This is a genomic window from Aureivirga marina, from assembly GCF_015767265.1.
Taxonomy (GTDB): Bacteria; Bacteroidota; Bacteroidia; order Flavobacteriales; family Flavobacteriaceae; genus Aureivirga; species Aureivirga marina.
In genome coordinates, this window is sequence record NZ_JADPIB010000005.1 from 107496 (window position 1) to 131189 (window position 23694).

Annotated in this window: 16 protein-coding genes; 3 read left to right on the forward strand and 13 right to left on the reverse strand. The window is 27.8% G+C overall.

The genetic code is table 11. The annotated features are described in order from the left end of the window. Positions 1-8: 8 nt before the first annotated feature. Entirely contained in the window at positions 9-1925 is a 1917-nt protein-coding gene (locus I1A51_RS11680; protein WP_196894103.1) for a hypothetical protein, read from the reverse strand. Positions 1926-2043: 118 nt separating this feature from the next. Continuing rightward, positions 2044-6669 (reverse strand): beta strand repeat-containing protein, encoded by a 4626-nt coding sequence (locus I1A51_RS11685; protein ID WP_196894105.1) that lies wholly within the window; start codon positions 6667-6669, stop codon positions 2044-2046. Positions 6670-6963: 294 nt separating this feature from the next. Here I1A51_RS11685 and I1A51_RS11690 point away from each other — a divergent pair, with 294 nt between their 5' ends. Next, entirely contained in the window at positions 6964-8895 is a 1932-nt protein-coding gene (locus tag I1A51_RS11690; RefSeq protein ID WP_196894107.1) for a tetratricopeptide repeat protein, read from the forward strand. 48 nt (positions 8896-8943) lie between these two features. Here I1A51_RS11690 and I1A51_RS11695 read toward each other — a convergent pair whose 3' ends face one another. The 10 genes from I1A51_RS11695 to I1A51_RS11740 all read right to left on the reverse strand — a co-directional run bounded on the left by I1A51_RS11695 (position 8944) and on the right by I1A51_RS11740 (position 21015). Continuing rightward, positions 8944-9897, reverse strand: a complete 954-nt coding sequence (locus I1A51_RS11695; RefSeq protein WP_196894109.1) for an AAA family ATPase — start codon at positions 9895-9897, stop codon at positions 8944-8946. Between the two features lie 9 nt (positions 9898-9906). Continuing rightward, entirely contained in the window at positions 9907-11256 is a 1350-nt protein-coding gene (locus tag I1A51_RS11700; RefSeq protein WP_231374022.1) for a peptidylprolyl isomerase, read from the reverse strand. Continuing rightward, positions 11249-12121, reverse strand: coding sequence for a hypothetical protein (locus I1A51_RS11705; protein ID WP_196894111.1), 873 nt, complete (start codon positions 12119-12121; stop codon positions 11249-11251). The genes I1A51_RS11700 and I1A51_RS11705 overlap by 8 nt, the downstream gene beginning before the upstream one ends. After that, positions 12121-14007, reverse strand: coding sequence for a peptidylprolyl isomerase (locus I1A51_RS11710; protein ID WP_196894113.1), 1887 nt, complete (start codon positions 14005-14007; stop codon positions 12121-12123). The genes I1A51_RS11705 and I1A51_RS11710 overlap by 1 nt, the downstream gene beginning before the upstream one ends. A 212-nt stretch (positions 14008-14219) precedes the next feature. Continuing rightward, positions 14220-14510: a DUF493 family protein gene (locus tag I1A51_RS11715; RefSeq protein WP_196894115.1), complete on the reverse strand. Its 291-nt coding sequence runs from the start codon at positions 14508-14510 to the stop codon at positions 14220-14222. A gap of 318 nt (positions 14511-14828) precedes the next feature. Beyond that, the gene (locus I1A51_RS11720; RefSeq protein WP_196894117.1) at positions 14829-17864 is read right to left on the reverse strand and encodes a DUF7619 domain-containing protein; all 3036 of its coding nucleotides are present in this window, start codon (positions 17862-17864) and stop codon (positions 14829-14831) included. A gap of 278 nt (positions 17865-18142) precedes the next feature. Then, complete coding sequence (locus I1A51_RS11725) at positions 18143-18469, reverse strand: hypothetical protein (protein ID WP_196894119.1); 327 nt, start codon at positions 18467-18469, stop codon at positions 18143-18145. Positions 18470-18604: 135 nt separating this feature from the next. Next, positions 18605-19663 (reverse strand): isochorismate synthase, encoded by a 1059-nt coding sequence (locus I1A51_RS11730; RefSeq protein ID WP_196894121.1) that lies wholly within the window; start codon positions 19661-19663, stop codon positions 18605-18607. A 47-nt stretch (positions 19664-19710) separates the two neighbouring features. Further along, positions 19711-20595 (reverse strand): alpha/beta fold hydrolase, encoded by an 885-nt coding sequence (locus I1A51_RS11735; protein ID WP_196894123.1) that lies wholly within the window; start codon positions 20593-20595, stop codon positions 19711-19713. Beyond that, the gene (locus tag I1A51_RS11740) at positions 20596-21015 is read right to left on the reverse strand and encodes a PaaI family thioesterase (protein WP_196894124.1); all 420 of its coding nucleotides are present in this window, start codon (positions 21013-21015) and stop codon (positions 20596-20598) included. It lies immediately after the preceding gene. Between the two features lie 75 nt (positions 21016-21090). Here I1A51_RS11740 and I1A51_RS11745 point away from each other — a divergent pair, with 75 nt between their 5' ends. Together I1A51_RS11745 and I1A51_RS11750 are read left to right on the forward strand one after the other, a co-directional pair. Beyond that, on the forward strand, positions 21091-21636 hold the full coding sequence (locus I1A51_RS11745) for a plasmid pRiA4b ORF-3 family protein (RefSeq protein ID WP_231374023.1): 546 nt from the start codon (positions 21091-21093) through the stop codon (positions 21634-21636). A 264-nt stretch (positions 21637-21900) separates the two neighbouring features. Continuing rightward, the gene (locus tag I1A51_RS11750; protein ID WP_196894126.1) at positions 21901-22326 is read left to right on the forward strand and encodes a VOC family protein; all 426 of its coding nucleotides are present in this window, start codon (positions 21901-21903) and stop codon (positions 22324-22326) included. Positions 22327-22481: 155 nt separating this feature from the next. Here the strand turns inward: I1A51_RS11750 and I1A51_RS11755 are convergent, their stop codons facing one another. Then, positions 22482-23564 (reverse strand): ETX/MTX2 family pore-forming toxin, encoded by a 1083-nt coding sequence (locus I1A51_RS11755; RefSeq protein ID WP_196894127.1) that lies wholly within the window; start codon positions 23562-23564, stop codon positions 22482-22484. Positions 23565-23694: the final 130 nt, after the last annotated feature.

Consider the following 23694-nt stretch of genomic DNA (forward strand, 5'->3'; position numbering starts at 1 on the left):
ATATTGATTTATTTTACAATCATTCTTTTTGTATCTGCTTTAACACCGTCAACATATAAAGAATAAAAATAAACTCCAGAAGCTAAGAATCCTTTATCATAAACAATATGACTTTCTCCTCTACCATGTAATTCAATTTTTTGAATATTTTTTCCTGAATTATCTTTAATTCTCAAATATGCTTTTCCAATATTTTTCGGAATATAAAATTTAATTTGTGTTTCCGATTCGTATGGGTTTGGTGTATTTTGATAAAGCATTGGCATTTGAATTCTTGTTTCTGAAGGAATGTTTAAATCGCTTTCATCCAAACAAGCACATTCTTCTAATGCTGTAATTTTTTCATTAGCAATGATTAATTGCTCTTCTAAGGTTTCAACAGTTGCAGACAATTCTATATTTGAATTTGTTAAAACCTCAACTTCACTTTCTAAATTAGATACAGTTGTTTGTAAATTTGAAATATTTTCATTTACAGAAGTTAATAAACTTGCTAAATCCACTGTATTCCCATTAGAAATTGCTAATTGAGTTCCACTTAATTCTAAATATTGTTCATCTGTATTTGCGAAATTTTCTAGATTAACAGAATTTCCTCCTGCAATAGAAAGTTCATTTCCTGTTAAACTTAACTCTTGATTATCTGTATTATCCATTAATCCAGATAAATCAACTGTGTTTCCATTAGAAATTAATAATTGAGTTCCACTTAATTCTAAATATTGTTCATCTGTATTTGCGAAACTTTCTAAGTTTACAGAATTTCCTCCTGTAATTGATAGCTCATTTCCAGTTAAACTTAACTCTTGATTATCTGTATTATCCATTAATCCAGATAAATCAACTGTGTTTCCGTTAGAAATTGCTAATTGAGTTCCACTTACTTCTAAATATTGCTCATCTGTATTATCTAAATAATTTGATAAATCTACTGTAGAATCATCATTTGTTAAGCTTAAGACATTTTCATTTAAGCTTAAATCTTGTGCGTCTGTGTTATCCATAAAACTAGATAAATCAACTGTATTTCCATTAGAAATCCCAACATAAGTTCCTTCTAAAGTTAACTCTTGATTATCTGTATTATCTAAATAACTTGATAAATCTACTGTAGAATCGTCATTTGTTAAGCTTAAAATATTTTCATTTAAACTTAAATCTTGTGCGTCTGTGTTAGATTCTAAAACTTGCCAAACAGTACCATCATAAGCTTTAAACTTATTATCTTCACTATCAAAATAAACATCACCAGCATTTGGAGATTCTGGAGTAGATGTATTTTGAAGTCTCATATATCCATTTACATGAAGAGTTGCTGAAGGATTATTTGTTCCGACTCCAACTTTATCATTTTTTATAGTGAAAATATTATCTTTATTTCCTGGAAAAATCTTAAAAGGAAGTTTACCATTTCCAACATCACGAATAAAAAAGTTAGTTTCATTTCCAGCGATATCCCAAGTGTAAGCTCCCCAACCAGAAGAATTATCTTGTTCTAAACGAATTGTTGGAGTATCACCAGTAACAGAATGTAATTCCATCAAAGGATTATCCGTTCCTAATCCGACATGCCCATTTGCTCCTAAGTATAAAGAATTTGTTTTTGCTCCAGCTAAAATATAAAAGGGTACTTTAGAACCTGTTACATCATCAATACTAAAAAAGCTTTTTCCACCATTTGAAGTATCATTGATAGAAATTCTCCAATCATTTGCAGCAAAATTTGCTGTTCCACTTGTATCGTCAAATAAGATTCTTAAGTTATTTTCTTTTAAAATAAAAGTATCAAATCCAAAAGTAGGTGTTCCGATATCCATTCCGATTCCTAAGCTTCCACTAATTTTTACATCTTCATTAAAAGTTTGTGAAACACCTTCATTAATTCCCAAAGCAACTAATAAAATTGCTAATAATTTTTTCTTCATTTTTTAAGTTTAATTTTAGATTTTGAATGTTTGATTAGAAATAATTTTTGGGGATTGCATATTAAAAAAAGTATTTTGACCAACATTCACTGATCAAAATACTTTTATGTTTTTATATTTATTTTACGATCATTTTCTTCGTATCGACTTTTACTCCTTCTACATATAAAGAATAGTAATAAACTCCTGAAGCTAAATAACCTTTATCATAAACAATTGAACTTTCACCTCTTCCAGATAATTCAATTCTTTGAATATTTTTCCCTGAATTATCCTTAATTTTTAAGTAAGCTGCTTTTACACCTGTAGGAATATAAAATTTAATTTGCGTTTCTTCCTCATATGGATTTGGTGTATTTTGATAAAGAGCTGGACCTTGAATTGAATCTTCGTTTGAAATAATATTTAAATCATTTTCATCCAAACAAGCACATTTCTCTAATTCCGAAATTCTATCTTTTGCATCTACTAATTCTTCTTCTAAAATATCAATAGTAGTTTGCATATTTTCCATTGTAGCATTTACCTCTGTTAATAAAGAAGCTAAATTAACTGTGTTTCCATTAGAAATTGTCAATTCAGAACCATTTAATTCTAAATTTTGCTCATCTGTATTGTCTAAATAATTTTCTAAGTTTACAGTGTTCCCTCCTTCAATACTTAAATTATTAGCACTTAAAGATAAAACTTGATCATCTGTGTTATCTAAATAATTTGATAAATCAACTGAATTTCCATTAGAAATATTTAATGTATTCTCTTCTAAATTTAAGTTTTGGTTGTCTGTATTATCAATGAATTCTGTCATATCTACAGAATTTCCATTTGAAATTGTTAATACACCATTTGCAAATTCTAAATTCTGGTTATCTGTGTTATCCATGAATCCAGATAAATCAACTGAATTTCCGTTTGCAATACTTAATGTAGTTACATCTAATGCTAAATTTTGATTATCTGTATTATCCATAAATCCTGATAAATCAACATTGTTTCCATTCGCAATACTTAATGTATTTACATCTAATGCTAAATTCTGATTATCTGTATTATCCATAAAACTAGATAAATCAACATTATTTCCGTTTGCAATACTTAATGTATTTACATCTAATGCTAAATTTTGATTATCTGTGTTATCTAAATATCCTGATAAATCAACTGAATTTCCATTTAAAATCGCTAAAGTATTCTCACTTAAATTTAATGTTTGATTATCCGTATTATCCATGAATTCTGTCATGTTTACAGAATTTCCATTTGAAATTGTCAAGAATCCATCTCCAAATTCTAATATCTGATTATCTGTATTATCCATAAATCCTGATAAATCAACATTGTTTCCGTTAGCAATACTTAATGTTGTAACATCTAATGCTAAATTTTGATTATCTGTATTATCCATAAATCCTGATAAATCAACATTATTTCCGTTTGCAATACTTAATGTAGTTACATCTAATGCTAAATTCTGATTGTCTGTATTATCTAAATATCCTGATAAGTCAACTGAATTTCCATTTGCAATACTTAATGTATTTACATCTAATGCTAAATTCTGATTATCTGTATTATCCATGAAGCTAGATAAATCAACATTGTTACCATTCGCGATACTTAATGTTGTAACATCTAATGCTAAATTTTGGTTATCTGTATTATCCATGAAGCCAGATAAATCAACATTATTTCCGTTTGCGATACTTAAAGTTGTAACATCTAATGCTAAATTCTGATTATCTGTGTTATCTAAATATCCTGATAAATCAACAGAGTTTCCATTTGCAATACTTAATGTATTTACATCTAATGCTAAATTTTGGTTATCTGTGTTATCCATAAATCCAGATAAATCAATATTGTTTCCATTCGCGATACTTAATGTTGTTACGTCTAAAGCTAAGTTTTGATTATCTGTATTATCCATAAATCCAGATAAATCAATATTGTTTCCATTCGCGATACTTAATGTTGTTACGTCTAAAGCTAAGTTTTGATTATCTGTATTATCTAAATATCCTGATAAATCAACTGAATTTCCGTTTGCAATACTTAATGTGTTTACATCTAATGCTAAGTTCTGATTATCTGTATTATCTAAATATCCTGATAAATCAACAGAGTTTCCGTTCGCAATACTTAATGTATTTACATCTAAAGCTAAATTCTGATTATCTGTGTTATCTAAATATCCTGATAAATCAACAGAGTTTCCGTTCGCAATACTTAATGTATTTACATCTAAAGCTAAATTCTGATTATCTGTGTTATCTAAATACCCTGATAAATCAACTGAATTTCCGTTTAAAATCGCTAACGTATTCTCACTTAAATTTAATGTTTGATTATCCGTATTATCCATAAATTCTGTCATGTTTACAGAATTTCCATTTGAAATCGTCAAAAACCCATCTCCAAATTCTAATGTCTGATTATCCGTATTATCTAAATATTTCGATAAATCAACTGAAGTCGCATCATTTGTTAAGCTTAAAACATTTCCACTTAAACTTAAATCTTGCTCATCTGTATTATCTAAATAACTTGTAAAATCAACTGTATTTCCGTTAGAAATCGTCAATAAATTATCTCCGAAACTTAAAGTCTGTGCATCTGTATTGTCTAAATACTTTGATAAATCTACCGAATTTCCATTTAAAATAGATAATGTATTTTCAGTCAAACCTAAAGTCTGATTATCCGTATTATCTAAAAACTCAGCCATATCAACTGTATTTCCATTAGAAATCGTTAATAATCCATCTCCAACAACTAAAGTTTGTGCATCTGTATTATCTAAATACTTTGATAAATCTACCGAAGTTGCATCATTTGTTAAGCTTAAAACATTTCCACTCAAACTTAAATCTTGTTCATCTGTATTATCTAAATAACTTGTAAAATCAACTGTATTTCCGTTAGAAATCGTCAATAAATTGTCTCCAAAACTTAAAGTCTGCGCATCTGTATTGTCTAAATACTTTGATAAATCAACTGAATTTGCATTAAAAATACTTAATTCATTCTCTGTTAAAGTTAGACTTTGTGAATCTGTATTGTCTAAATAAGTTGCTAGGTTTACAGAATTTCCATTTGAAATTGTCAATTCATTTCCACTTAAAGCTAAGTTTTGGTTATCTGTATTATCTAAATATGGTGCTAAATCAATTTGATTTGAACTATTTGTAATCGAAATTTTATTATTAGCAATACTTAATTCTTGGTTATCTGAATCATCCGTTACTGCCCAATCTGTTCCATTCCATAAATACGTTTTTCCTTCATCCGTATCATAAAGTAAAAGTCCAGCTTCTGTTTCAGATAAACTACTTTCAAAAGAAGTTCTCTCACTTGTAGTAAATCTATTTAAAAGTAAACCTTCTGATTTTGCTGATAAATCTAAAGAAGCATATTGATTTGGATTTGTAGTTCCTAATCCAATTCTAACTTTCGTAGCATCCGTATCTCCTCCTAAAACTAAACAATTTGAACAATCTGCTGAAGATCCTGCTCCAATTGCTGTTGCATATGTTTGTCCTTCACCAATTTTTACTTGATCTCCAATTGCTGTTGAATAAGCTGATTTAACTGAAGTTTTATATCCGATTGCAATAGAATTTGTAGCTGTAATTGTATCTTGAAGTCCTAAAGCAACAGAATATTGCCCATTCATATAAGTTTCGTAACCAATCCCTGTTGTATTCTGCGAATTTATATCTAAATAATTTCCAATTCCAATACTTTTATTTCCACTTATGTCTACATTATATCCCAAACCTATTTGATCATGACTTCTCAAATCAACATAAGATCCTATTCCTATATTTCTTTGTCTTCCATTAGAACCACTTCCATAAAGCTCAATATCGTATCCAATTAAAACATTATCTTGATTATGAGTTCCTGTTCCAACTGAAGTAAAATCAGCGAAAGCTCCCATAACAACATTTCTAGATCCTTCTCTATTTGAAGATCCTGCATGCACACCTACATATGTATTGTGTTGTGCTTCATTTTGGTTATTTGTTCTATTGTTGTCATATCCTGCATATGCTCCTATAAATGTATTAAATGACGCATATTCCGTAGCAGCACCAGCAGCATGACCAATCATCGTATTTTTAATTCCTGTTGAATTATCTACCATTGCAGAATCTCCAACTGCTGTATTCCAATAACCTGTAGTATTATCCCAACCAGCGTTAGTTCCAAAAAAGGCATTTCGATATCCTGTAGTATTTCTATAACCTGCTTGACTACCTACAAATGTATTATCACTTGCAGTTGAATTATTATAACCTGCATCTTCTCCAATAAATGTATTATCATCACCTGTTGTGTTTCTATATCCAGATGTTTCACCAATAAATGTATTATCTCCTCCATCTGTATTATAATATCCAGAATCTGTTCCAATAAAAACAGCATCACCATCATGATGATTATAACCTGCTCTTGTTCCAATAATTACGTTATCAAAACCATCTTCAGCATCTTTTGCTGCATCTGTTCCTATAATAACCCAATCAGAATCATTATAAAGTGTTTTTCCCGCTCTATATCCTAAAAAAACATTGTTTCTTCCAGAAGTATTAGAATATCCAGCAGAATCTCCAACAAAAACATTATAATCTCCTGTAGTATTACTTGCACCAGCATGGGAACCAGCTTGATAAACTCCTACTTGTGCATGACCTATAGCACATAAAAGGAATAAAGAAAAAAAGAGTAATTTTTTAATCATATATATAAATTTAAAGTTAGTAATCAACGTTAGACTATTTTAATAAAGAAAGGTTTAATTAATTTTAAATTATTTTAAATTTTTATTCTTTCCTTATTTTTTTAACATTATTTATAGCAATCGAAAAATTACTATTTATGAATAATGAAATATTTAATCTTAATTATAATTTAATCGCAAACATACTAATATTTTTTTATGAAATAATTAATAAAAAATTATCTTTGAGCTTTTGTTGAAAAAAATTAAAAACGTCAATACATTTTAAAAATTAGTTTTATTTTGGTATAAAGCATGAAAAACTCTTACATAATTACTCTCACTTCCTTAGGAATTATTTCCTTTTTTCTTTTAGGGATTATATTTCCTAACATCTTTTGGACAACTCATTTTTTAGCTTTTCTTCCAACTTTTGGAAAATTATTTTTTCTTCTTTTAAGTGGATTTTTAGCTTTTCTTTGGTGGAAACAATCTAATAAAGAAACTCCTTTTCAAGATTTTCAACTGAATTTTAAATTGGTTTTTAGCATCAGTTTAATATTTTCTATAGCAACTTTTATTTTTCCGATGGCTTTTGATTATTATGGAGAATCGTATCTTTTAAATAAACATCTAGAAAATAAAATCACGAAAATTCCTGATGGCGCAAATGAAGTTTTTTTCAATTTTGGTTTAAATCCATGGGACGGACAAAAAACGATTTTAGCAATTATCACTTACATTGCTTATTTTTTCAAAGTAACTTATAAAACTGCTTTTTACATCCAAAATTTCATTTTTGGATTTGGATTTATTTTTGTTTGGCTACAATTTGTAAAAAAACATATTCATAAAGGAAATCTTCAATTTCTTTTAGCAATTATGGGAATTTTCGCTCCTTTCATGCTAAACTTTTTTGGACATATTGAAATCAATGCTCCTGTTCTATTTTTTAATCTTTTATGGATTACAACTTTTATTCACTTTTCTAAAAATTTCACTTGGAAAAACTTAACAATTCTTTTTTTGCTACTATTACTTTGCTTAAAATTACATCCAGTTGCTGTTTTATTTATTCCAATTTTATTTACAGGCATTTTCTATAAATTCACTCAAAAAATTACTTGGAAAAAAGTCGGAATTTTTCTTTTAAGTCCAATTTTTATTCTTGGAGCAATTGTTTATTTTTTCATTTTAAAAGATTATAATGATTCACGTTCTCTAGCAAAAACAGCAGAAGAATATGAACATATTTTTCTTCCATTAATTTCACCTAAACCTCCTTTAGACACCTATAATATGTTGAGTTTTCAACATTTTTCAGATTATTTTCTAGAAATATTCATCTGGAGTCCAGTTGCTTTGTTTTTATGTATTTCATTGGTTGTTATTTTCAGAAAAAAAATGAATTGGAACCAACCTGAACTTATTTTTAGTGGAACAGCTCTTTTTCTTTTTGTAAGTTTATTTTTTGTAGTAAACCCACTTATAAGCATGCAAATGGATTGGGATTTATTCTCTTTTCCTGCGCCTTTATTTTTAGTTTTTATCGTTTTATTATGTAAACAAATAGAAAAAAATATCGATTTTAATCAAAAAGTTTTTTATCCAAGTTTAATTATCACCCTTTTTTCATTTCCAATTTTCATTGTTCATTCCAATGGTGAAATGCTTACAAATCGACTTTTCACTGTTTCAGAAACGATTTATAATACTTATTATGAATGGACAAATCATACCATACAAAATGCTACAAATAGTGGAAAATTATATTTTTCTGATGAAGAAATCATTGAAAAACAGAAAATAATAATTGAAAAATTAAGTAAAAAAGCAAAACCTGAAATCGATTTCGAATATTCTAAAATTCTAAAAAATCATGGAAAGTTATTTTTAAGAGAAGAAAAAAATCGAGAAATTGCCATTGATTATTTCAAAAAAGCGAAAACATTTTATCCAGATAAAAACATTGATTTATTATTAGTCGAAGCTTATTTCTCTTCAAAAGATTATAAAAAGGCATTTGAATATGCCACAATTTTATATAAAAATAATTTTCCAACAGCTCGAAAAGCAAGCAATATCATCATTCATTGTTCCATAGAAAATAACGATTTCAAAAATGCTTTGAAATATTCTAAAATTCATAATCAAAAATGGAAAAATGAAATCATTTCAGAAATTGAAACTAGAATTTTACAAAATAAAGATCTAGAAAATTTAAAATATTTATTCCAACGCAAATAAAAAAAGCTCCATCAATTTGATGGAGCTTTTTTATTCTATATTTTTAAGTTAGAATAATTTCTTGATGATATCATCTTCTGTTATTCCTTCTGCATCTGCTTTGTAATTTTTCACAATTCTATGTCTTAAAATAGAAGTTGCTACAGCTTGCACATCTTCCATATCTGGAGAGAATTTTCCATTAACTGCCGCATTTGCTTTAGCTGCTAAAATTAAATTTTGTGAAGCTCTTGGACCAGCTCCCCAATCAATATATTCATTAACTAATTCGTGTGCATTTGCAGTATTTGGTCTAGTTTTAGAAACCAATCTTACCGCATATTCCACAACGTTATCAGCTACAGGAATACGACGAATTAAATGTTGAATATCTATGATTTCTTTTGGAGAAAATAAAGGTGAAATTTTTACTTCTTCATCTGAAGTTGTATTTTTTACAACTAAAACTTCTTCTTCAAAAGATGGATATTCCAAATTGATAGAAAACATAAATCTATCCAATTGTGCTTCTGGCAAAGGATATGTTCCTTCTTGTTCGATTGGATTTTGAGTTGCCAATACGAAAAATGGCAAATCTAATTTATAATGATGTCCTGCAACTGTAACTGCTCTTTCCTGCATTGCCTCTAAAAGTGCAGCTTGTGTTTTTGGCGGAGTTCTATTAATCTCATCAGCAAGAATAATATTACTAAAAATAGGTCCTTTTATAAATTTAAAATTTCTAGTTTCATCCAAAATTTCACTTCCTAAAATATCAGAAGGCATTAAATCTGGTGTAAACTGAATTCTTTTAAAATCTAAACCTAAAGCTTCAGAAACTGTATTAACTAATAATGTTTTTGCTAAACCAGGAACACCAACTAAAAGGGAATGTCCTCCACTAAAAATAGATAACAAAACATGGTTTACCGCTTCTTCTTGACCGATAATTTTCTTAGAAATCTCTTTCTTTAATTTGGTAAATTTCTCTACCAATTGATTCACAGCAGCTACGTCTGACATATTTTTAAATTATTTATTTACCCAATTACTTTTAAACTCACAACCTTTAAATTTATCACTTACATTGATATAAGTATCTTCAATTTTTTCTTCTACCCATTTGTTAATAGTTTCTTCACGCTTTCTAGCAAGTGTTAACTCTTGGATTTTGATATAATCTTTGCTTAAAGTTGCTTTATGAGGTTCAATTCTATCTTTAATCAAAATAATCTTGAACATATTTTCTCCTGTTCTAGTTCTTTCAAAAAATGGTTCAGAAATTTCTCCTTTTTGAAGATTGCTAATTCTTTTGTAAAGTTCAGCATCAACCAAACGAGATAATTCAAAATAAGTTCCGTTTGTAGAAGGATTAATGATAATTCCTCCACTATTTTTAGTTTCTTTATCTTCTGAATATTCTTTAACAGCTTCATCGAAAGTAGTTTTTCCTGCTAAAACATCAGCACGAATTCCTTCCAAAAGCTCTCCTGTTTTTTGTAATTGTTCATTAGAGATTTTAGGTTGTAATAAAATGTGCATCACATCCAATTCTTGACCTCTAATTTTAGCAACTTGAATAATATGATATCCGAAAACTGTTTTAAAAGGATCTGAAATTTCTCCTTCTTCTAAACTAAAAGCAACTTCTTTAAATTCTTTCACAAAAGGAGATTCTTTTGTAATTGTATAAACAGGTTGTTGTGTTACAGCTGGATCTTGAGAATATAAAATCGCTTTTGTTCTAAAACTTGCTCCTTCTTCAACCTCTTTTTTGTATTGTTTTAATTTTGTGATAATTCTAGTTTCTTCCTCAACAGGAGTTTGTACATAAACAACAACTTGTGCCATTTCGATTTCCGTTCCAAATTCTGGAACTGCATCTTCATTCACTAAGTTTTGGTAAAAATTGTTTACCTCTTCAGGAGTAACATCTAAATTTTCAACAATTGCGCTTTCTTTTCCTTGAATTAATGTTTGTTCTTTTTGAATTTCAAATAATTCTTTTCTTAAATCTGCTTCATCATCAAATCCGTAATATTCAGCAACTTTTTGCGCATCTCCTAATTGCCCAGCTAAATAATCTATTTTACGAGTAACTTCTGATTCAATTGCTTCACTATTTACAGGTACACTATCAATAACAGCATGGTGTGCAAGAAGTTTTTGTTTCATAATTTCTTCCAACATTTCACAATCTGTAATTTTTATTTTCCCTTCCGTTTTTTGTTCTAATTCAAGTTTAAATTTCTCAATATCAGAATCTAAAACAATATTCTTACCAACAACTACAGCAACTCCATCAATTTTCTGCTTTCCATTCTGAGCGTTAGCAATGTACATAAATAGCATAAATGCTATAAATAAAATATTTCTATTCATTTTTTTGCTTGTATATTTCAAATTGTTTGTTCTTTCGTGCATCATCAAATAATGTTTCTTCGATTTCTTTTAATAATTCTAGCTTTCTTTTTTGCAAAATGATTTGCTTTACTGTCGGTTTAATATAACTTATTGGTGCTAAATTATTTCTTTCCAATACGTCTTTTATATATATTAAATTCGTTGTTAAAGAATCTTTTTGTTCGATAAAACTTTCTTTTTTGATTATTTTTCCTTCTTTATTTTTCTTTCTTAAAAAAGGAATTTTTTTATAAACATCCGATAGTTTTATCCAAGCTGAATCATTTAAAAAATAATAGTTAAATTCCAGTTTTTTCGTTAATAAACTATCTAAATCTTGTTTCTTACTCGACTTAAATAGGGTTACAAATTCATCTTTATTAATTACATCGTTTCCAAAACTAATGTATTTCAATTTTACAAGAGCTTCATTTAACTTGAAATTTCTATTATTTTCTTCAAAATAAGAGTTGATTTGCTCGTTTGTTACAATGGTATCTAATTCTTGTGCAATTACAGCTTCTTTATAAGAATTAATAAATAAATCCTCACGATATTCTCGAACTAATCGATCATATTTTTCCGATTCTTCTTCTAAATTCGTTTCTGCTTTTTTTAGCAATAACTGTTTCTTTGCCCATTCATTAATATAACTATTCACAAATAAAATACTGTCTTCTTTGGATAAATTAGCTGGTAAATCTTCCACTAATTGATCTTTATACAATAACTTATCATGAACTTTTGCTACAAATTCTCTCTTATCTTCTTCTTTTAAACTTAAATATTTACAAGAAGAAACAAAAATACCTATAAAAATGAAAAATACTATTCTTTTAAACACTATTTATTCTTTTCTTGATTTATAATTTCCTGAAGGGTTTCTTTGTTTACAACAATCTCATGCTGCTTTCTTAAATTATCCACCCATTCTTTTTCGATATAACCTTGGTAGTCACTAATTACTTGCCCTCTTACATCTTCCATCTTTTTCGGTGATGCTTTTAAAATATCTTTTACAAAAACAACAACAAATTGATTTTTATGTTCTTTTAATACTTTTGAAACTCCTTTTTTAAACTTTAATTTCTCTGGTAAAACTCCTTCTTTCTTTTCAAAAGTTCCTTCTTTGAATAAAACAATAGAGTTTTTATCTGCATTAAATATATCTTTCAATTTTGCAATGTCTTGATTTTTCTTTAATGCTTTTCTTACCTTTTTAATTTTCGCTTCATCCGTAGAACTTGCAATAATCACATCTGCTCTATCATCCCATTGGTATTTATTTTGGTGTGTATCAAAATATGTCTTTAAACCAATCGAATCTTTTTCAGATTTATCCCAAACTTGTTTTTGTAATAAATCAAACAATAATAATCCTTCACGATATTCTTTAATTGTTCCAGCAAATTCTTTATTTGTCAAATGTAAATTTTCTTTGAAATAATTTGTGACTTGCTTATTCTTAAATCGATCAAAGGAAGTTCTATTACTTTGTTGTCTAGTTTTATACAAATATTTGTAATAAATATCTTCTGAAATATTTTTGTCATTGATTACTAAAATCGACTTGAAATTCCCTTTACGTTCTCTCCAATTTGTATAATTAGCAACTTGCTCAAAATTATCTTGGATTTTATATTGCTTTTTTAATCTATTTAAAACCGTATTTCCTACAATTTGAGCTCTATCACTTCTTTCAATTTTTGTCTTTAAAAAGTCTTTTAAATCTTCAAATTGTGGAACTGGATATTTCTTGATTAATTTTACAATATGCCAACCATATTGTGTTTGAAATGGCTCCGATACTTTTCCAGGCTCATTCATAGAAAATGCAGTATTTTCGAAAGATTCTAACATTCTCCCTGAACCAAACTTTGGAAGTAATCCTTTATTCTTAGCACTAAATTTATCATCCGAATGTTTTTGCGCTAAATAACCAAAATCTTCACCATCTTTAATTTGCTTATACAACTCGTCAATTTTAGTCTTTGCATCTGGCAGTTCATTCTTTATCATAATGTGTGCCACTTCCACTTCTCCCTTTGAATTTCTGAACTTATTTGCTTTCGCTATATGATAGCCAAATTTTGTTCGAAAAGGCATCGAAACATCTTCCTCTTTCAAATTATAAACAGCAGATTCAAATGGATATACCATATTAAACGCTGAAAAATATCCTAATTCTCCTCCATTTTCTTTTACAGAAGGATCTTCTGAATATTTTTTTGCTACTGTTTCAAATGATTTTCCAGCTAAAATTTCTTTTCTAGCTTTTATTAATTTATTATATGCTTTTAAAGTATCTTGTGGAGAAGCATCTGGTTTTACTAAAATTAAAATATGACTTGCATTAACTTCCTGAACCGTACGATTATAGGCTTCCTGAACTAATTGTTCTGTAACTTTCGTATCTTTTAAATAAGGTTCTGCTAATTGCTCTCTATATTTTTTAAATTCTCTTTTAAAATTAGAAAGCGTATCTAATCCCTTTTCTTCAGCCTGAATTACTTTTAATTTATAATTGATGAAAAGCTCTAAATATTCTTTTACATCTTTTTTATTTTCTTCATTTACAACATTCGAATTTTTATGAAAAACTCTTAAAAACTCACTTGTATATATAGGTTTAGAATCTATTGTAAATAATTCTTTATTCTCTAATTCTTGTGCTGTTGCAGAAATTGATAATGCTAAAAAAGTAGCGATACAAAGTCTTTTTAATATCATAGTTTGCTTATTTTTGATAGAATACAAAAGTAAAAATTCATTAACATAAATTGCAAATTATCACTTTTTATTCAACCTTTCTATAAAAAAAATTGAAGCTTGTAATATTTTTTCACTTAATCTTATATTTCATCTATTATTTTCAACCTAAAACTTTTACTTTCTTTTAAGTTTACTATTAAATAGTACGAAGGAAAACGTAAAATATTTTATTATAAAGAAATAATTCCTTCAATTCCTTCTAGTTCTTTATATTTCGTAATAATTTCATCCGAACTTTTCATATTCGCAACAATAGAAATACTGATATATTTTCCTGTTTTAGATTTTTTTGTGTTAATAACAGCTCCCATATGATTGAATTTTGCTTCAATTTCAGCTATTTGTTTTCCATCTCCTGGAGCAATAAACTTAAACATGTATTTCGCAGGAAATGTTGTCGTTTCGTCTAATTTTGTCTTTAATTTTTTATAAAAATCTTCTTTATTTTCCTTATTTTCCATATCTATTTTCAAAAAATCTATTAAACATTAATACCTCTAAAAAGAAGCGTCGACAAAATTACATTTATTTATCAAAGCATTATAATTTAATCTAGGAGAAATTGGCGTTCTTTTGTTTTTAACAAAATTTTAAAGCTTTAAAATCCCTTTTTCTTTAAGATTTTGACTTCTTCTTTATCTGGTATTAAGAAATTTACTAAATCTTTTTAAAACAATCCTAAAGAAATTTAACTTTCCTAAGAAAATTCTTTATTTCAAATAAAAAAGACTATCAATTTAAAACTGATAGTCTTTTTAAAATTAAATAGAAAAATAAGTTTATCTAATAATCAGTTTATCTAAAAAATTACCTTTTACAGATTTCACTTTAATAAAGTAAACTCCAGAAGTAAGATTTTCTAAAGAAACTGATTGTTTTAATGTCGAATTTTCAATTGAATTTCTATAAACTTCGTTTCCTAAAACGTTGAAAATAGAAACTTCTTTTAAGTTATTATCAGCACTAATGTGAATTACATTAGAAGCTGGATTTGGATATACAGCAATGGAAGTATCTAAATCTAAATTATCAACTCCTAAAGTTCCAATTGTAGTTTGTGCTGTATTTGTTACAATTGCTTCATTGTAATCAAAATATATTTCTGCAGTATTTTCGATTACATCTGAAATTTGTAATGTATCTAATGTTTTGATTTTAAACACTACATATCCATCATTTTTATCATCTTCCCAATGTAATAAAATATCATCAAAAACAAATTTCACTAAATTTCCTTCAATAAATGTTTGGCAAGTATGGCTAGCATCGATTGTTCTTAATGTAGAAATATCAAATTTAGAAACATCAATAACATCTTCTACAACAATATTTAATGCATGAGCATTTCCAGTATTTTCAAAACGAATCATGTATGTTAAATAATCTCCGATTTGCTCAATTCCAATATTTTTTCCTTCTAAACATCTCTTATCATTTGGATCAAAAGAATTTTGAACTTCATGTGCTAAAGTAAAAGTTGCAACGTTTGCTGAAGTTCCATCCACCATATCCGCAGTATAATTTAAAATATCTCCTTGATTCACAGGATTTGTAGCATCTGTTGGAGTATTTAAAATAAATTCTACTGTAATTTCTCCTGTTGAGAATGGTGCAAAATCAACTAAATTCCATTGAATAACTCCTCCTGTATTACTATCTGGTGCTGTATCAGCTGTATCATAAGTCATTAAGTTTGACTGATATGTAAAGTTTAAATCACCTGTAAAAGAAGTAGTTCCTTGATTTTTATAAATAATTTTATATTTCGCTCTTGCTCCAGGTCTTGCAACTGTCAAAGGAACAATTGTAACTTCAAAATCATCAAAATCTCCTAATGGCGTAATACAGAAATTTTCTGTAATCTCATCTCCAATTGCATTAGGGAAAGTAACTGTAGCATCTGTTGGTGTTACTTCAAAATAAGTTGTATTTGGAACAATTGGTGTGATTGTATAAGTTCCTGCTTCTAAAGGAATATTGTAGTTTCCTAATTGATTTGCTAATAAATAGAAAGTATCTGTTCCATTTGTAATTTCAAACTTTAAGAATTCTGCAGGTGTATCTGTAGCATCACATCCATCAGCTCCAAAATCATAACTAACATTTCCTTGTAATTTATATGTTGAACTTAAAGGATCATAAGAACAAAAATCATTTACAGAACAATCAGTATATCCTTGACTTAAAACTAATCCTTCATAATATGTTAAGTTTGCTTCATCAGCACAAACATAAATTAATGATAAATCTTCTAAACCATCTGCATCATCACCAAAATCAACTTGAATTCCATTTTTGATAAAAAGAGTAGTTAAGTTGTCATTATCATTCATAAATAAAGAAGATAATTGTGTATTTGCAGAAACGTCTAATGCTAATAATTCATTAAATGCAATGTCTAGCATTTGTAAATTAATATTGTTTGTTAAATCAATATCTGTTAAATCGTTACTTTTTAAATTTGCAAATTTTAAGTTGATATTTGCTGATAAATCAATTGTTGTAAAAGCATTTCCTCTTAAAATTAATTCTTCTAAAGCAACATTTTGTGTTAAATCAAGATTTGTAAAGTTATTTCCTTGTAAGTTTAAATATTCAAGATTTATATTGTTTGTTAAATCTAAAACACTCGTAGCAACAAAGAAATTATCTCTTAAATTTAAAATTTCTAAAGCTGTATTATTACTTAAATCTATCGCTGCTAATTGATTATCTTTTGCATATAATCTTTCTAAAACTGTACAGTTTGTAACATTGATATTTGTTAAGTTATTCTCATCTGCATAAATTGTTTCTACAACTGGATTGGAAGATAAATCTAAAACAGCTAAATTATTTTCAGAAACTCCTAAACTAATCAATGCAGGATTACTTGATAAATCTAATGTATTTAAGTTGTTGTTTGCAAGTCCTAAATTCTTTAAATCTGGATTTGAGCTTAAATTTATTGTAGAAATTTGATTTGAAGAAAGGTATAATTCTTCTAAAACAGCTAATCCTGTAACTGTAACATTTGTCAATTGATTATCATTGATTGATAATTTATTTAAAGCTGTATTTGTTGCTAAATTCACATTAACAAGTTGATTAGAACTTAAATCCAATTCTACCAAACCAGTTAAATTTGCTAAGTTTACAGATGCTAACTGATTTTCTTTTAGATTTAATCTATTTAAAGCATTATTATTAGTTAACGTAATTGTTGTAAGAGCATTTCCAAATAAGCTTAATTCTTGTAAGTCAACTAAATTCGTTAAAGTAATTGTAGTTAATTCATTTTGAGAAATATCTAATTTTAATAAATTATCAAAATCACTTAAATCAATTGTTGATAAAGAGTTATTTGGTAAAGAAAGAGTTTTTAATTCTGTGAAGTTTCCTAATGTAATATCTGTAAGTTGATTAAATCCTACATATAAATATTCCAAATTAACTAAAGCAGATAAATCAATGTTTGCAAATTTATTTGAAGATAATCTTAAATTTGTAAGTGTAGTATTTGAAGAGAAATCAGCAGCAGGAATATCATTATCTGATAAATTTAAATACTCTAAGTTTGTAAACTCATCAATTTCATCAATGTTAGTAATATCTTGGTTTACAATTTCCAACCAAGTAATCGCTTGTGCTTCGGCAGTTGAAATATCTCCACTTAAATCTGTGTCGGCCGTGGCATCGGCCATTCCATCTCCGTCAGTATCAACACAAATCTCATTTACCAAAGCATTTTCAAAATTGGCATCGGTAAAAGTAATCTGTGAGAATGCCATAAAATTAACCAATAAGGCTAAAATTAAAACGTACTTTTTTTTCATAATAGATATATTTAATAAATGTTTTCTGTTTTTTACTCTTCTATTTTTTGAAAATCAGAATTTAAAAAAATAAAAGAGGATTCTATAAATTATCACTTAAATATAAATCCGTTGTTCATTGTTTTCACAATAATTACATGATAATTTTATAACCATAAAACTACAAATAAAATACTTTTTTTTTACATTAAGAATAAAAAATTATCTAAATAATTTGATATCTAGATAAAAAAAATGAAGATTTTGAATAAAAGCAATTTTTATTAGGAATATTTAAATTAAAAAGCTCCCCAAAAAGTATAAAGTAAGCTCACAACACAAAGTCCAAAGATAGAATATTTTAATGTTGCCAAGTATTTATTGTGAATTGGTCTTGCTTGTGTCAATAGCACAATTGCTGCAAAAGACAAGAAAACAGATAACATTGTGATAGTATCTAAAGAAGTAAATCTATTCAAAAACATCGAATGATAAGAAGTAATTTTCTCTTCTAAACTGTTAGAATCATGAAAATATCTAATAATAACCCACGATGTCAAAGCGTAAATCGGAAAAATTGCCACTGCAATTGCAATTTTGAATTTTAAAAGGATATTTTTACTCATAACATAATATTTTATGTAATTCATTCATCATAAATCATTCCGAAGATTAATTTTCTAACAATAATTAAATTACTAATATTATTTCGTCAATACAAAAATTAAGCTTTATTTAACTAAAAATTAATTTTTTATACGCTAAGAGATAACTTTTAACATTGTACGGCTCTTATTCACAGTTTCTTTCCATTCCAATTCTGCATCACTTCCATCTGTAATTCCTCCTCCAACATAAATCTTTGCAATTTCTTTTTCAATTTCCATACAACGAAGATTCACGTATAAGTCTGTATTTTGATTTAAATTTAATTCTCCTAAGAATCCTGTATAAAATTTTCGATTATAATTTTCTTCTTGAAGTATAAATTCTTTGGAAATTTCTTTTGGCATTCCACAAACAGCAGGTGTCGGATGTAATGTTTCTATTATTTTTCCCAAATGCTTTTTTTCTGTAATTTCTCCTTTTATAATAGAACAAATATGTTTTATATTTCCCGCTTCTTTTGTAAAAGGATCTGAAACTGTAATATTTTCTAAATAAGTTTGTTCTTCAGATGCATTTGCAGATTTTAAATTTTGAAGTATAAAATCTGTAACTATCTCTTGCTCTACTATTTCTTTTTTCCCCCAAGTAAAATCTGGATTTCCATCATTTAAAGCTGTTCCAGCTAATGACATCGTCGAAAATTTTGTTTCATTCACTTTGAAAAGTGTTTCTGGAGTTGCTCCTAACCACAATCCAACTTTCGGATGATACCAAATATAAACAAACGCCAGAGGATAATTTTCTAATAATTTTTGATATAATTTAAACGGCTCTTCTTCTATTTTTTTCTTTACAATTCGAGATAAAACTACTTTTTCAAAAACACCAGTTTTAATCGTAGAAACTCCTTTTTTCACCAAAGAAATATGAAATTCTTTTCCTGAATCATCTGTTTCAAAATGAATTTCTTTTGGAGATGTTTGATTTTTATTTTTTGCTTTAAATTGAAAAATTTCTGTTTTATTTTTTGGAAATAAAATAGTTTTTTCAGAAGAATCAAAAGGCGCAAATACAAATCCATTTTCTGTAAAATCTTCTACATAATGAATCTCATCTGTATGCTGCGAAAAAACAGTATTCATTTCTTCACCAGATTTTCTATAAATTACAAATGGTTTATTTTGCTTAATTATTTCTTCAACTCTATTCATTTTCCTTCAAAATTTCTCTTGAAATAATTATGTTGACTTAAATATGTTTAGTCTACAGATTTATTTCCTTTTGCAATAATACGCAACAATTCTTGTTTTATCTCATTAAATCTTGACCAAATTAAACTATGACCTGCATTTCCCAAAGTAATAATCGAAATTTGCTCTTTTGGAAATTTTCCTTCCAAATATAAAGTATTCTCATAAGGAACAATTCTATCACCTTTTCCTTGCATTACAGTAATTGGCGATTTTTGTTCTACCCAAAGTGAATCGTATTTTCTTAATTCATCTTTATGTGACATTTTTTCAATCGCAGCCGATTTCCAAATTTTAGGAACCATCCAACGTGTTCCTTCCCATTTATAAACATTTAAAATTGCTGGCATTGGCTCCACATCTGCATGAACTGCTGGTGCCAAAAGAACAATATCTTTAAATTTTTCTTTAGTTGCTAAAACAATTGGTCCGCCATAAGAATATCCAACTAAAATAGTATTTTTCGGATTTAAATCTTTCACCAATTCTTCCAATAAAGAAACATCAAATGCAATAGAATTTTGAGTTTCTCCTGCACTTGACATTCCAAAACCAACACGATCATAAGCAAGCATATTTACATTACTTCTTAGAGTCGAATCGGTTAAATATTTTGTAAAATCTGTTGCACTTCCTGGAGTTCCATGCACAAAAACAACAGTTGGAACATTTTTTTCTTCGGAAGTTGATTTTATATAAATCTCACGAACTTTAAAATCTTTAAAAGTGCGATATTCGATTTTAGGTTTTACACCTAATTCTTTAAAATCTTCTTTTATTTTTTTATCTGGTTTTGGTGTAGAAAAACGATAAAACGCAATCAACAAACCGATAATCGATATAATAAATATTACTAAAATCACTTTTAAAGTTTTAAATACTATTCGTTTCATTTATTTCTTTCTTGGTAAAACTATATTCGTTAATTTACATAAAGAGATTAAGTTCTCTTCTTCATCTACAACTCGAATTTGCCATAAATGTGTTGTTCTTCCTCTGTGAATAATTTTTGCAATTGCACGAACTGTTCCTTCACGTTTACTTTTCACATGATTTGCTGCAATTTCTACTCCACGAACATCAGATTCTTTTGGGTTTACAAAAATGTAAGAAGCTGCACTTCCTACACTTTCCGCCAAAGCAACAATTGCGCCTCCGTGTAATAATCCTAAAGGTTGATGCACTCTAGAATTAACTGGCATACTTGCTTCTACAAAATCCTCACCTACATCCGTATAGGTAATTTCCAAAGTTTCCATTAAAGTTTTAGGAGTTAACTCATTTAGTTTTTCTAGTATTTCTTTTTTATTCATGTATAAATCTTTTACACAAAAATACGTATTAATTCAACATTATGTAATAGCTTTGTATTACCAAATAAAGAAATCATGATATATAAAATAAGAGCCATATTAGATGTTACAGAAGATGTTTTTAGAGACATTTTAATTGACGGAGCAACTTCATTAGAAGATTTACACAAAACATTAGCAAATAGTTTTGATTTTAATGGGCAAGAAATGGCTTCATTTTTTAGAACAGATAATGAATGGAATCAAGGAGATGAGATTCCTTTAATCAATATGTCGGATGATTTAAACAAGCCTGAAATGCGAGATTTAAAGATTCAAGACGAGCTGAAAAGTGTTAATGATAAATTGATTTATGTGTATGATTTCTTTTCAATGTGGGCTTTTTTCATTGAAGTAAAAGAAATTAAAGAAAACTCTGAAAACATAGAATTACCAAAAATTGCTTTAGCTTTTGGTGTGGTTCCTGAAGAAGCTCCTGAAAAAGAATTTAAAGCGGATAAATCGCAACATGATCCTTTTACTTCTTCTATTCCTGGAATTGACGAATTCGATGATGAACTAGGAAATTTTGATGCTGAGAATTTTGAAAATATCGACGATATTGATCCTGATAAAATTTAAAAATTAAAACAAAATATATTAAAACGACACATAGATTTTCTTTGTGTCGTTTTTTGTTTTTATGAGTGAATACTTTTTATTATTTCTATTTTAAATTTTAGGCAAAAAGCTTTTATATTTGGTGGCAGCTATGATTATTTTTAATTATCCAATATTTAGTTTTAGAATAAAATAAAAAATGAGTAAAATTTATCAAAAAATAGAAATGATAAATTGCAACATGATTTTCATTAATAAAATAATATAGAAAACTTAAAAAACAATATGATAAAGAATAAAATTAAAGGCTTAGGAGAAATAATATTAAGAGTTCAAGATATGGAATTGATGAAAAAATTCTATAGTCAAACTATTGGACTTGAATTAATAAATGCATCTGAAAATTATTGTTTTTTCAAAATTGCCGATGGTTATGGTGGACATCATCAAACTCTAGCATTATTTGCTAAATCTAACTTAAATGCTTTCAATGAAAAGTTTGGAAACATAAAAACATTGAATAGTACTTTACACCATTTTGCTCTTGAAATTGATAAAAAAGACTATAATTATTTATTGAACTTCTTTGAAGAGAATAACCTTGAATATATAACAGAAGTTTTTGAGTGGACTAAATGGAAATCTATTTTCGTCAAAGATCCTGAATCAAATATTGTAGAGTTTGTTTGTTATGATGAAGGAATTGGATAGATTTAGCTCTAGGAAAATAGAAGATAATATTATTGATTTTGAGAACTCTGCAAAAGATATTTTTTAAAATATTTTCTAACAAAAAAAGAGCAATGCCAAAAACATTGCTCTTTTTTAAACTAATCCTAACTAACTTAACTACAAACTAATTTTATTTATTGATTCGGTGCATTTAATTCTTCATCTGTAAGAGGTACAGCAGGTGATTCCACCGCTTTTACTCCCATATTTGTTACTAAACTAGCAACTCCTTCCTCTACGATGTCACTTTTTTGGAAATTACTTGCATATAATCCCCAGAAATAATGTCCATCTGCTCTATCTGGATAGTTTACTCCAACTAATCCATCAATTTTTACAGGAACTTTATAAGTCACTTCACTTTTTACTTTATCAGCAACAATAACAATTGTTTTCTTACTTCTTGGTGGAACTGTAGCTGTTACAGAACCAGTCAAAGTAGTCGTTTCATTTTCTGTTCCTCCTGTTGAACCTTCAGCTCCAACAGAAACATTTACAGAAGCTTCAGCTCCTCCAATTCCAGGAATTCCAATATTTACTTTTTTACCAATTGTTAAAGAAGAGCTTACTTTTACTCCCCAACTTTTTGTTTGTCCTCTTTGATAACTATAAGAAGAAGTCATTGTTGACTCTTGATCTGATTTATTCACCAATTCTATAGATGTAACATCAGATGGAATTGGTAAATCTAAATTTTCAACAGTTACCACTGGATCTTTAATTCTTACATGACTAGATAATCCTAATCTTTCACTAACACTTGGACTTACAACTCCTGAAATATTTTCTCCTGAGTTTAAAGAAATACCATCTGGTTTTTTCCCGTCTTTTCTGTATAATTCTTTAATTTGATCTACTCCTGCTCCGTTATCAGGTTGGAATCCCAATTGTCTTAAATGTTTAATTGTAAATAAAACACTATCATCTCCATCAATTGAAGCTGTAACTTGTCCATTATCTTGACTTCTTTGTTTTGTTCTATCTACAAATGTTTCATCATCTACGATGTTCCAACCATCGTTAACCATATCTTCAACAGAATTGAATCCTAGATCTTGTAATGTTGTTCTTTTTTGTTGAGGAGTTCCATTGAACACTGTGTTATCTGGTTCGAATGCTTCTTTTTGTACATCCTCGTCTTTGCTACATGCTACTACTACAACTGCTGTAAATAGTATTAATAGACTTTTCTTTGTATATTTTACTAGAGTTTTCATTTTTTTAGCTTTATTAGATTTATGAATGGTATTAGAAATAATAATCAAAAGGGTAGTTTTTTGACACCGACTTCAATATGACCAGTCGTCTTAAATTAGATTAAAAAAAAACTCCGAGAAAGAATGTAGA